The organism is Stenotrophomonas sp. LM091 (assembly GCF_001806305.1).
Taxonomy (GTDB): domain Bacteria; phylum Pseudomonadota; class Gammaproteobacteria; order Xanthomonadales; family Xanthomonadaceae; genus Stenotrophomonas; species Stenotrophomonas bentonitica_A.
This window is the reverse complement of the sequence record NZ_CP017483.1, coordinates 3,088,973-3,101,548: the sequence shown is the minus strand read 5'-3', so window position 1 is coordinate 3,101,548 and position 12,576 is coordinate 3,088,973. Positions and strand designations below refer to the sequence as shown.

The 12,576-nt window shown below is 59.2% G+C and carries 8 protein-coding genes and 1 pseudogene; 1 reads left to right on the top strand and 8 read right to left on the bottom strand.

All coding sequences use genetic code 11. From position 1 onward, the window contains the following. Positions 1-2: 2 nt before the first annotated feature. Positions 3-983: pseudogene (locus BIZ42_RS13605) on the top strand (DUF4158 domain-containing protein); the annotation flags it as partial. A 112-nt stretch (positions 984-1,095) separates the two neighbouring features. Here the strand turns inward: BIZ42_RS13605 and BIZ42_RS13600 are convergent. From BIZ42_RS13600 to BIZ42_RS13565, 8 genes are all read right to left on the bottom strand, one after another. Further along, complete coding sequence (locus BIZ42_RS13600) at positions 1,096-1,452, bottom strand: hypothetical protein (protein ID WP_237393509.1); 357 nt, start codon at positions 1,450-1,452, stop codon at positions 1,096-1,098. Then, positions 1,446-2,435, bottom strand: coding sequence for a lambda-exonuclease family protein (locus tag BIZ42_RS13595; RefSeq protein ID WP_049450097.1), 990 nt, complete (start codon positions 2,433-2,435; stop codon positions 1,446-1,448). The genes BIZ42_RS13600 and BIZ42_RS13595 overlap by 7 nt, the downstream gene beginning before the upstream one ends. A gap of 122 nt (positions 2,436-2,557) precedes the next feature. Further along, on the bottom strand, positions 2,558-3,067 hold the full coding sequence (locus BIZ42_RS13590; protein WP_004146430.1) for a JAB domain-containing protein: 510 nt from the start codon (positions 3,065-3,067) through the stop codon (positions 2,558-2,560). After that, positions 3,067-4,023 carry a DUF932 domain-containing protein gene (locus tag BIZ42_RS13585; RefSeq protein ID WP_070426729.1) on the bottom strand — a complete coding sequence of 319 codons (957 nt, stop codon included), beginning with the start codon at positions 4,021-4,023 and terminating at the stop codon, positions 3,067-3,069. The genes BIZ42_RS13590 and BIZ42_RS13585 overlap by 1 nt, the downstream gene beginning before the upstream one ends. Before the next feature lie 341 nt (positions 4,024-4,364). Next, the gene (gene brxL / locus BIZ42_RS13580) at positions 4,365-6,473 is read right to left on the bottom strand and encodes a BREX system Lon protease-like protein BrxL (RefSeq protein WP_070426728.1); all 2,109 of its coding nucleotides are present in this window, start codon (positions 6,471-6,473) and stop codon (positions 4,365-4,367) included. Positions 6,474-6,478: 5 nt separating this feature from the next. Further along, positions 6,479-9,004, bottom strand: a complete 2,526-nt coding sequence (locus tag BIZ42_RS13575; protein ID WP_070426727.1) for a PglZ domain-containing protein — start codon at positions 9,002-9,004, stop codon at positions 6,479-6,481. After that, positions 9,001-10,809: a DUF262 domain-containing protein gene (locus BIZ42_RS13570; RefSeq protein ID WP_070426726.1), complete on the bottom strand. Its 1,809-nt coding sequence runs from the start codon at positions 10,807-10,809 to the stop codon at positions 9,001-9,003. Before BIZ42_RS13570 ends, BIZ42_RS13575 begins: the two co-directional genes overlap by 4 nt. Further along, the gene (locus tag BIZ42_RS13565; RefSeq protein WP_197653666.1) at positions 10,806-12,380 is read right to left on the bottom strand and encodes a type II restriction endonuclease subunit M; all 1,575 of its coding nucleotides are present in this window, start codon (positions 12,378-12,380) and stop codon (positions 10,806-10,808) included. Before BIZ42_RS13565 ends, BIZ42_RS13570 begins: the two co-directional genes overlap by 4 nt. Positions 12,381-12,576 lie beyond the last annotated feature (196 nt).

Genomic DNA, 12,576 nt, shown 5'->3' with positions numbered 1-12,576 from the left:
AGATGCCCCGCCGTTCTGTCCTGACCGAGGCGCAACATGCCGAATTGTTCGCCTTGCCCGAAAACGAAGCCGACCTGGTGCGGTACTGGACGCTCGGTGTCGACGATCTGCGCGCCATCACGAGCCGAAGGCGTCCCCACAACCGTCTCGGTTTTGCGCTACAGCTCTGTGCCTTGCGCTATCCCGGCCGGCTGCTGAAGCCCGGCGAATTCATCCCCGATGCTCCTCTCAGGTTCGTCGGGGATCAGCTCGGCATCGCGCCGGACCTACTTGCGGACTATGCCACGCGCGGCCCCACCCGGTACGAGCAACTCGACACGCTGCGCGAGGTATTCGGTTTTCGCCAATTGAGCCGTCCGATCCAGGCTGAACTGCAGGCCTGGCTCCTGCCGATCGCCCTCACCATGACCGGCGGAATCGATCTGGCGCGGATCTTGATCGAGGAATTCCGGAGACGGCGGATAATCGTGCCCGGCATCACATCCCTGGAACGTATGGTGAGCAAGGCCCTGCTCGACGCCGAGCGGAAAGTGGGCGATTTGCTGACGGTCCATCTGACCTCGGCACAATGCGGCCTGCTGGATTCGCTGTTGCTGCAGCACGATGAAGGCCGGATCATCACTCTTGCGTGGATTCGCCAACCGCCCGGCAGGCCTGGGCGCCGTTCCTTCGCGGCGATTCTTGAGCGGTTGTCCGCACTCCGCGCAATCGGCTTGGCCCCTGAAGTCGTGGCTCCGGTCCATCCCGAGCGGCTGCGCCGTCTCAACCAGCAGGGCGTCCGGCTTACCGCGCAACATCTTTCCGTCCTGAACCCGATCCGTCGTCGGGCTGTTCTGATCGCCACCGTCATCGAAACGCAGGTGGCCCTGACCGACGATGCCGTGGTAATGTTCGAACGACTGATCGGACAGATGTTCCGGCGCGCCGAACGCCGGGAAGAGGCGGCGTTGAAACGCGACAAGCGCACCATCATCGGTGGAGTGTCTGATGTCATGCCCAAACCTCGCTTTGGTGCACACGAGTATTGAGCATAGTCGAGATTGGTGCAGACGACTCCTGATATTGGGCTGTCAGGAGCCGTATGCACACCAGGCGTTACATCCAGTCAGATGGTGCGGTCGTCTTCTGAAAACGACACCGGCAGGTGTCTCCATTGCCTACACACAGCGGTCTTCCGTTCTCGCGATTGAACAGCGAATAGTCAGCCCGGAGGTTCAGGGTTGGATCGTCGAAGAGCAGGCGCACCGGGATGGATCGCAGCTTGTTACCCTCCGATGCCTTCCGCAGCTCTTCATCCAGCGGGTGCAGCACCCAGCCATCACGGTTCTGTACCTGGCTGGTGAGGGTGAACTGGTCGTCCTTTTCGGGCAGCCGCTTGCCATTGCGCTCTACTACCCGGCCGATGGAAATACGCCCAATCACGGGCGGCGTTATGGCCAGTCCCTTCAGCATGATGTGACCTCTTTGATCGTGGTGTTGATCCGGAATCGGCGCGACCCCGGACGGACTGCCGTGTAGGCCGCAGCGATCTCCGGGTGCTCGGCTGCGAGCCGCTTGGTATCCAGTGACGTGCCATCCTTACTACGGCGGTAGATGACTTCTCCCAGTGAGCCGAACCGGGCAATGGAAGCGTCCCCCATGGCTTGCTGCAGTGTCTGCTTGAGCAGTTCTACCTGCTGTTCCTGCTCTGCAACTGCCTCAGTGAACGAGACAAGGTTGGTGAAGGTCTCGACCAATTCCGGGTCCTGACTGAAATCGACAACGGTGTCCTTGCCTGGGTACAAGCTCCGCAACGCCCTGGCCGCTGACTCCGAGCCATCGGCTGGTGGCTCGATGTCATTGATGACGTGCTCCCAGAACCGGACCTCCAATACCACCAAGCGGCTGATGATCTCTTCGTCTCGCTCAATGCGGTGGATCCTCAGCGCCTGGCCACACAGCAGCACTGCCACATCTGCTGCCTGCTTCCCCGTCACTGCCAACTGATGCTGTACCTGCAGCTGCACGTACTCGGGAACCCCGTCTTTCCACAACCGAGAGCCGAACTCCCCTGCTGTCTTGCACTCAAGGATTTGGACCCCCGGGGAACCAATTACCTCTCGATCGAGGTTGGCCAGCATGTGCGGAAAGGTCGGGTGCTGCAGAACGGCGTTGACCCGACGTACCCGGTTCCCCGTGCGCTCCTGGTAGGCCGTGGCCACCATGGGTTCGAGCAGGGTTCCCCAGTAGCGGGGATCCTCTTGTCCAGGGGGGATCTCTTCCATTGGCTTGCGGCCCGTCTTCTCCTGCCACAGCTCCAGCTGGCTCTTGTAGGGGTTCAACCCGACGGCGGTGGCAGCATCCGAACTACCGATGCCGCCATTGCGGACCTCCAGCCACTGCTGGCGATCCAGTGAACGCGTATCAACCAAACGCAACGCGGTGTGCTTGCTCATTGGCAATCTCCGGAATAGAAAAGGCCGCCTTGATGGGCGGCCTTGGTCAGGTCTTTCATTTCAAGCTATCGATGTGGGCAAGATGAATGGGCGAAGCGACAGCACTGATCGCTGCAGCTCTGTCAGACCATGCCTTGAGAGGCCATCGAGACCACCTCATGGCTGGTGACAACGAAATGGTCCAACAGCCTCACGTCCACGGTGTCCAAGGCAGCCTTCAGCCGCGCCGTGACTGCCCGATCTGACGCAGAGGGCTGCAAGCTACCGCTTGGATGGTTGTGAGCCATGAGTACCGCCGATGCATTGTGGGCAAGTGCCCTCTGAACCACGATCCGAGGATGGACCTCGGCTGCATCAATCGTCCCTGAGAAAAGCCGCTCAACTGCGATGAGCTGGAACTGCGTGTTGAGAAAGGCAACCTCGAAATGCTCGCGGTTTTCGCCTCCCAGACGTAGCCGGAAGAACAATGCACCCTGGGTTGCTCCTCCCAGCACCTCCCCTGGCAACGATGCCCGTTTCTGCAGGATCTGCAGCGCCCTCGCAATCGTCCTGTCCTCACGTACCCGGATCCTGCTCTCCTCCTCATTGGATCCGGCCCCTAATGTGGTCATGTGATAGGCCTGCGCTTCCATCAGGCCACCAACTTCATCACTTCATCCCACGCGCGCTGCTTGAGCTGAGCTCCAGCACCGAACCATGCCGCATCACGGCGGTGATCATCGCTACGAGCTCGTCGGTGGTGGTCAACGTACTCCGTGACGCTGTTGAGTACGCCCCAGGCCGTTGCACGGCTGGAAGACAACAACGCGCCTCGACCGCCGCCCTCATACAGGGCACGGACACTGGCCAGCGCCTGCTCGTTGACGACCTCAGCGGTGGTGCCCTGGCCTTGGTAGGTAAGCACCCGTCGCAACAGACCATCGACCGTATCGGGGTCAACTGGACGGTCACAGATGGCTTTCATGCGAGACACGAAGTTGTCCCAGGTCGAGACGGTGATCCCCAACTGGCGCTTCACAGCATCCGGGTCGAACTGACTGCGGTGCGGGACCTTGATGGCTCCGCTGCTGTCTCCCAGAGCGATCTGTAAGGTGTTGTTGCACACCACCCGCACCGAGGTGAACTGCGCCGTGGTGGCCAACGTGCCGTCACAGGCAGTAGCAAGCAAAAGATAGCCATCCACCCGGTCACGCCCCTTCAGCGACGTGCTCTGGCCCGTACGAGCCATGGCCCAGAACTTCTTGCCACCCTTGAGCACACCCGCCGTCTCCAGTTCAAAGCCACTGTGCTGCGTCAGATTACGGTAGAACTCCAGGATCTCTCCCGGCTGGACCACCTTGAACCGCTTGGAGACGACTGCCAACGGCTCCCTGGTATCGGAGCGATAGAGCACTTTCTGCTCCGGGAAGGAGTGGATGGCACCGATGGCATTGCTACCCGTGATGAAGCGGACCTCGGAGTCCTCGATCTGCCAATCCATGCCTGCCTGACGCTTCCAGACCTCAATGGGCTGTTGCTGTTCAAGCTTATTGCCCAGACCGTGCCACGGCTTAGCACCGGCATAGGCCATTGTTTCAACCAGATGCATCGTATTTTCCTCGCTTCTTACGGCACAAACGCACAAGGCCCGGACGATGCCGGGCCTTGTGCGTATGCCAATGCAGTATCAATTAAAAGGGTCGATGTCTTCACTGCCCGAAGACAGAGCACATCGAGCAACCGCAGCGATGATGGATGCTGCGACGACCAAAACACAGTACAGACAATCGGATCTTTCTTTCATACAGCCATATCCAAAGCAGATGCATCATCGCGGAGCATCTACACGCGAAGCCAGCAGCCGCCAGCCTCATCAAAATGATATGTGCTTGAGATTTTTTACAATCATATTAATAAAATTAAACTGAATTTCTTTTATGGAAAATCAGGTCAAATATTTATTCCAACCCTGAATATATCAACCTTGGTCTCAAGACATTTACGCAAACTGAGATCATTTACGCCTACCTCGAACCACCCTCCGGGCTTTTGGAAGAAGTCCAACCCCCGGCCAATCTTGATCACCCAGCCGTTGTCGATACGAATCTCTCGGTCGTGCATGTTCGGGTTCAACTTCACTTCCAGCTCGACATCCAATTCCAGCAGGCTCTGCTCCAACTCATCGAGCTTCTCAGCGATGTCGGCCAACTGGGTCTTATCGTCGTAGCCGGTGATCAGGCTGATCTTCTTCACGGTTCCAGCCTTCAGCACCGTTTCGCAGAAGCGCACGAAATTCTGAATCTGGTGTTGCAGACGAATGTACGGATCTTCGATCACGACAGACTTCGCGCCTTGGAGGTAGGGGCCGAGGATCGACTCATAGCTGTACCCGGTGTCGCCATAGAGGATGGTGAAGTGCTGTTCCTTGAGCTCGATCGGTGACGGCCCAACCGCAATCGAAGCCGGGGCCGGTGATACCGGGGTCGGGCCCGCTGGAGTCTCCAGTGCAGCAGGTGCCGCTTGTGCAGTGGGTTGCACTTCGACTGCCTCAGTCGGCTGCCCATCCGCCTGATTCAAGCGACGGCGAGCTGGCTCCTGTGTTGCCGATGCATCTTTGGACTCAGGGCAGAAGACCACCACCTCCTCACCGCTGGCCTTGAAGTAAGACAGATTGATCCGGGCAAACTCGTCATCCGGTTTGCGCTTGTTCATCTGCTCCTTGACGCGGCGGCGGCACTCCGTGGCATAGGCCACGTATTCCTCGAACTCCTCATCCGTCGGCGGCCCGTTGGGGTGCAGCACCTTCAAGAATGCACAGACGGTCTTCTTGATACCTTTCTCGTCGCGCCCCTCGATTGATTTACCGAGCCGAATGCGCTTGCTCACTTCCTCATACCGATTCGTGTGCTTGAACTGGTAGTGGAAGGCCTCGGCCAAATAATCAGTGATGAAGCCGTAGTTGCTGGTCAGGAACTCGCTGCTGTTCTTCGGCATCTCCCAGCCTGGAATGTACGCGGCGAAACGGTCCATCACGGCCAAGTCGAGCTCTGGCGGCAACGGCTGGAAAAGATCGTGCTCGTTAGAGTTGACCACCTGCTGCACGGACACGTCGATGTTGCCAACGAAGCTCAAACTGGCATCAGCAATAACCTCAGCCCCGCGCGAAAAGCGCCCGTTGGCCATGAAGTCCTTCATGATCTGGATGGTGTCCGGATCGCGCACTTTGATCCCGCCAACCTCGTCAAAGGCAACCGTGTCCCAGAAGCCAACCAAGCCCACCTTGCGGCGCGCGTTGTTGTAGAACAGCGTTGCCTTGGTCGCTTGGCCGCCCGAGATCAAGGTGGCGTAGGGCGAGAATTCACTGAAGAAATAGGACTTGCCGGTGCCGCGTGGTCCCAGCTCGATGTAGTTGTAGTTGGGCTCAACCAGCGCAGCCAACCTGGCGATGAAGTGCATCTGCACGCGCTTCGAGAGCTTGCTGGGTTCCAGTCCCACAGAGCGTAACACCGCCGCGAGCCACTCATCACGCGTGAATGCCCCGCGCCCCTCTGCATAACGGTCGAAGTCAAAACGAGTCAGCTGGATCGGCCGCAGATCCTCAATGGAAAACGCATAGTCGTCTTCATCTATGTCGTTGTGCGCCAGGGTCACCTCCGCCCAAATGCCACCTTCCAGCAACCTGTCGTTGTCGCGGTAGAATTTTTCACCAATCGCGATGCGTTGCGAGTTGAAGTTCTCCAGCGATGCCCAGTGGCGCTTTTCTTTTTCGACGTAACGGACATGGACCTTGTCGATGAAGCGATGCTTGCCCTTGGTGGCGACCTTGGACTGCGCGGCGTTGGCCTCGTCCGGCCTAACGTAGTTCTCCTGCAGTGACGACAGCACGGCCTCCATGCCAGCATCCATCTCTGCCTGGTCATTGCTGGCGCAATACTTGGCAAGGAGGAACTCCAGGACGAACGTCGGGACGTTGGTGCCTTTTTTGATTCGATGCAGCAGGTCTTTGCGAAGCACCTTGCCGTCGAATGTGGCGTTTAGTTTTTGGTCGAGTTCGTCCATAGGGCTCATTCCGTATAGTCGGTTTCAAGCGCCAGATTGCTGTAGGCAGCCAGAGTCGTTGGGTTCAGCGCTTTGACCGAGAACTTGCCTCTGAACTCATCATCCATTCGCAGCGCAATCTGCTTGCGCTGGCCTGGCATCAGGGTCAAAGTTCTGGTCGCGGGGTTCACATCGCCACCTGGGCGCGGCTCTCCCACCACATTGCCCTTGCTGTCTTGCGCTTCCAGCAAGATCTCCACGCTCATGTCTTGCGAGAACATGTCGTCGGCCACCAGTATCACTTCGATGACCGGCAATCGCGTAGTTATTCGTTTGGCGCCGTTCTTGTAGCTCAACTCCACCACCACCTTGCGCAGTTCCGCATGAGCAGCGGTATCCAACCTGGCCACCAACACCGGCACAACGGCCTCGGCCAGGGATGCTCCGCCGTGGAAATACAGGTGCCCTGAGCGATAAGGCGCCATGCTGCGCGGTAGTGCCACTTGGGTGAAATCACCGCGAATGCCGACCTTCTCTGCACTGACAACCAAGCTGTGACCATCCGCTGTGCCGTCGCCCAGCATCATGCGGTCATGGGCATTCACCGGCCACTTGCCTTGCGGTTTCACGCACACATCGCCAGCTTCTGCTTGCGCGTTCAGGAAGAAGCCGTGGTCGGTGACGATGACCGCCTCTTTGAAGCCCATGCCACGCAGCTTATGCAGTGCCACGCGGATCAGCTTCAGCGTGCCAGGGATCAGCCCGAGCGTTGTCTCTGGGTTGCTTTCCAGTTGGCTGTCGATTTCCGTGGAGCGAAGCACCAGCAGATCGACGGTCTCCGCGATCTTCGGCTTACCACGGACAAAATCATTAAGCGGCATTTCCGCGAAGCGATCTCCATACCGCTTGGCCAGCACATTCATGCGCTGCGGGACGTTGCCCACCGGCGCCCCCGCCAGCTTGGGCAGGAGTGAGTCGCTCTCCAGCGCCAGGGTCAAACCCGTGCGAGCGCCCGGCAGCAAGCTCGCCATGCCCACTAGGGTGATGGTCGGCAGCTGTGCGTAGGCCGCTTGCAACTCGACGGGACCGTCTTCCGCCAGCAGCTTTTCGAGGGCCACGCCCAACTCGTAACGCAGGGCGTCCACCATCAGGTAGGCCACTTTGCGTCCGCTTTCCTTGAGTCGATCAGCTACCAGCCGATCAAAGGCATCGGCATTGGCCAGGCGCCCAGTCGGCGGCCATCCCGTAGTCTCGACGTGCTTCACGAACACGCCCTGGACCTTTTCGGCCAGGCGCCGATAGCGCGCTCGAGCCTGGCTGATCACTTCATGCATCAAGCCGTGCTGGTCGAGGAAGTCGCCTGCGGCTTGCTCAAACTCGCGCTGCAAGCGATCTGCTTCACGCAGACTGCCCAGGTAGAAGTCAATCAGCTCCGCTTGCGAGCGGGCGTGATCCGGTAGCTGGCGCTCAAAATCGTCGCAGGCCTCAACCAGGCTCAAGCCAGACCGCACCAGCTCCCACTGGGCCTGGCTTTCGCCCTTGCCGAGCCATACCGAACTCTTGTGGCGGGTCAGCACACGGCGCGTGGCATCGGTGTCACCGCTGACAATGCCCTTGATCGCAGTGCGCAGGAAGGTCCGCTCTTCGAAGGGGAAGGTGTCGCGCTCGCCCAGGTCTTCAATCGCACCGCACAGATCGGTCAGGTTGAGCTCCGCCTCGGTGGTCTCGGCGCGCTCGATGTATATCGCGCGTGACTTCGGGTCGCTGCGCAGACGGTCGCACACATCCTCGACGATGGGTTTGGCTTCCATCGGTGCGTGCGGCACCCCCTTCAAGGTGTCCGGCAACGCCACCGGCAAATCAAACACGAACTCGCTGAACAGTACGTAGCGCCACAGCTCATCCGCCAGGGCGGACCAGGTCTTGCCGCGCGTTTTCACGCTCAGGCCCAGAGTGGCTCGGAGGAAATCAAGCGCCTCTTGCACCCAGCCCTCCTGCCCCTTGAGTGCCTCGGATTGACTGGCACTCGGGGCCAGCAGTGCGGCCAGAATCTCGCGGCCCGACTCCACCCGCAATGTGGCTCGCAACTGGGGCCAACTCACACCGCCGCCAATGGCGTCAATCACCGCATACTGCGGTCGTGGTTCGCGCACAAATAGGCTTCGAATTTCTGTCGCGTAATCTGGCTTAGCACGCAGGCACAGGCTCAGATACTCGTCCCCATCATCTTGCGGGAACACCGCGCCGCATTCTGCGTATACGGCGAATGGATCAGCTTGCTTCTGCTCGTCGGTTTCTGGGCGCTTGGTGGGCACATAGATCAACACACCTTCCAGTGGCGCCTTGGGTTGCCCCACCTCGCGCAGTGCCAGCAGCGCAGCCTCGCGACTTTCGATGCTGCTTTCAGATGCATCGATGACCCGAACCTTCTCGGCTGCTAGGTCGAAGCACTGCTCGCGGTAGCGCTTGTCGGCGTCATACACCACCAAGGCACCCGCTTGCTTAAGGCGCGGCCGCAGCACGCTTTCTCGAATGAATTCTGCAATCGTCATTTGTTCTCCCGCAGGCTCAGGATGGACATCACCTCCTTGAGCATCTTGTCTGTTCGCGCCGTAATGGCGGCCTCGTTCCAATCATCTCGGCTGGCCAAGTCGGCATTCAGGTACAAGCCGTTGCGGTAGCCAATGAAATCACCCTGATCGTTCTTGCGATCGCGCTTCTTCAAGAATTCCATCGTGCCGAGCTTGGAGTTGTAGCCACTCAGGGTCAGGTTGCCGAGCTGGTGCGCACAGCGCTCGCGAATGGCAGCCGCAGTGCCTTTCTGGTTCCCTTCGAGCATCGTCACCCAGCCCGGCCCCAAGTTTTCGGTCTTCGGCAGGATGTGTTCGACGGTAAAAACGGGGCGATCATTGGCGTCATGCACCCACAGGTCGCGTTTGTTTTCACGGGTTTGGTGTGTCTCTTCCAGCTTGCAGAGCATGAACCGCGTGGCGTCGTAATTCTCCAGGTACACATCGCCCTTGAGGCGCGACTCGCAAACATCTTGTGGGGCTGCCCGTCCCAGCAACCAATTACTGCTCTGCTGGATGAAGCCGTCCAGCGCCGTGATCTCGCCACCGCGAATCTGCGTCAGCAAGTGGCTGACCAGTTCCATGAACATCGGGTCGAGTTCGCGAGTGGGCGGCATATCGGTGAGGTTGCGCCAAAAGAACCACTTGGTGAGCAAAGCGGCCAGACGGCTCACCGCATCACCCTCAGTCCATTTCTGGCTCTGCGCCACCTGGCTGGCCCACAGCAAAAATGCGTAAGCCGGCGCGGCTCCCAGGCGCTGCAAGTCTTGCAAGGCCGCTGCGGCAGCGTCGCCCCATTCCGCACGCGCCACGGCGGGGTTGAGCAGTGCCGAGTAGGTTTTGCCCTTGGCTTGCAGCGCGCCGAACAGCCAGACCGGGCGCTTGCGCAGCAGGGTGTCGTAGATGGTGATCAGGTTCGAGCGCGTGGCGCGGGTGCAGCCTTTGACCTCGACCCGCTTGAGGTACTTGAACATGTTGTACAGCTGACGCAAAAAGCGCTCCTGCACCGCCGGGTCGGGCAACTGGTCGATCAGGTCTTTCCACTCGTCAAACGCTCGGTCAATGCCGTAGTCCGGGCGCTTGTCCAACTCGGCCAGCAGGTTGTTCTTGATGATGTCGATGGCCGAGAGCGGGATGCCCCGGTTGTTGATCGACTCGAACAACATGAATGCGTCGGAATGGCTACGCACCTCGATCTTGACCAGCATGGCCGCTTTGAGCTTTTCCAGCAGGGCCAGTGCGCTGTCCTGGCTGAGCCCTTCCAGTCGCTCACAGAAGTAGCGGTAGGCGCGCGCAATGCGGCGGTTTCCGAAATTGCTCAAGCCCTTCGGCGCTTTCACCTGCTTGGGAAACAGATCGCTCAGCACCTTCTGGAAATCTGTCTTGTTCTGCGCTTGCTCGCTGGGCTCCAGACGCCACTGGCCAGAAGTGCGGACGAAGATGCGGCTTTCCAGGTTGTCCAGCTCCACCAGCAGACGGCGATCCGGATTCGGAATGGCATTCAGCTTGTCGTAGAACGCACAGAACAACAGGCTGATGGTGGTAAACCGCTGCTGGCCGTCGATCAGCTCAAGTCGGCCGCCGGCCATGCCATCTTGCTGGGTGTTCACGCAGATGATGGAGCCCAGAAAGTGCCCACTGGGCGACTCCTCCAGGTCGTTGAACAGCGCGTCCCAGTTCTTGCCGCCCCATACATACTCGCGTTGGTACTTGGGAATGAAGAACGACGTGGTCCCATCGGGGCTGAAGTAGAAGCTGACCGGCAGCGCTTTGACATCCTGAATCATTCATCACCCCCGGCCTTCTTCTTGCCGCGCGCCTTCTTGGGTTTGGCCTCGGGCTCGATGTAGAGATCCTCCAGCCCATGCGCGATAGCCAGAGACTTGTCAGTCTTGCACTTCTCTCGAACACGATCGGGCCAGTAGTTCATGGCGAGGTGCGCCCAGTCGTAGTCGCCTTTCTCTAGCTTGGCCCAGGTGTCCTTGAGCACCTTCTGCCATGGCTTGTGCCGGAACAGCGGCCACAGCGGTGCGGCGCTGATCTGCACGCCGTCGTCGTGGTTGGGGTTGTAGGTGGGCGCCAGCTTGAGCAGGGTGTCGCGCAGCTCGATCAGTTCCAACTCGAAGGCTTGCAGCGCCTCGAACTGCTTCTCGTCGTCACGAGTGCGGGCAGAACCCATATTGCGCAGCACCGTCACGTCGCCACCGACTTGTTTGAGCTTGGGCTCAACGAAGTCATTGATGGCGGTGTACAGCGTCTGGCTGGTAAGGCTGGGGTAATAGACCCACAGGGTGTAACTGCCGGACGTCGTGGACAGCGGCCAATAGATGGGCGCTTTGCGGCGACTCTTGGAGTAGCGCTGTAGATGAAAGGCGAAAAAATCCCGTTGCAGCCAACGGCGCACGTCTTCCGGTACGGGCACCTCGACGCGAACAAGAATTTCCTCAATCAAGCGCGCGAGGTCATGCGGGTGCCCTCGGTCGTCAACCAGGATGCCCGCATACGCATGAAAAGGTGCGGTACCGTCGGGGAGCATGCCGGGGCTTTTCGCCGGTAGTGGTTCGAATGGTTCTGGCTCAGCAGGCGTAGCGCGCTCACCCGTAGCCAGGCGCCAGTCGAAGCGGCCAAAGGCCACGCCGACGGCCCAGCTCAGTAAGCCAGCCGTTTGGTCGATTGGCGTAGCGCTGTCATCGTCCTCGCTCTCCTCGTCTCTGCTGGCTTCTACATCGCCCTGGTTGGCTTCGACGTGGCTTCCCTGCACGGTAGTGCGGTCGGCTTCGCTAAAGCCATAGAGATCAAAGGCAATGGCGTCGATCTCTGACTGAATGCGAGCCAGCTCGGCTTCAATGGCTGGTGGGTCGTAATCGCCCAGGCGAGCGCGCAGTGCACCGGGCAGCGCAAACGCGTGAGACGTCTCTTCGATGGTGTCCAGGGTGCGCTTTAAGCGCCAATACTCCCTCCCCAATACAGCCAATAAGTGCTTCGAATCCGTTGAGATATCGGGTATCGGCGTCCGCTGGACTGTCCCGATTTCGTACGAACGTGCAGCCGCATCCCCCGCTGCAAGCTGCAAACCTATCAATCGCAAGAAAGGGGCAGATATACAGACAGAAAGCAAACTCAACAGATCATCGTCATTATGCTCTTCCAAGAATGCAGCCGGTCCCTTATGACCGAAAACAGCACCAGCAGGCATAGCCCGCATACCGAGTTGACTTGTTGTTCGAGCCGGCCAAGTAATGCCTGGCTGTAAGTAATAGGATTCTCGGTGAAGAACCCAGTCCGCATCACCGTTCAAATATGGGTATTTCTTGAGGACTTCCGCTTCCATTTCAGCGGCGTTATTGGCCCAATTCACGAGAAGCGGGACGTCCGAGTAAACGGGAGAGTACCCACCGCCTTTAGCGTAGGGAAACCAGAGTCTCTGATCAGCACTACACTCCCACGAAGTACGGACAAATCTGAAGTTGTCGCTAGTGGCTGCCCCTTTGAATATTCTCCGACCATTCGACTCGAAAGGAGGGGTTTGGCCGAATGCCTCTAGGAAACACTGA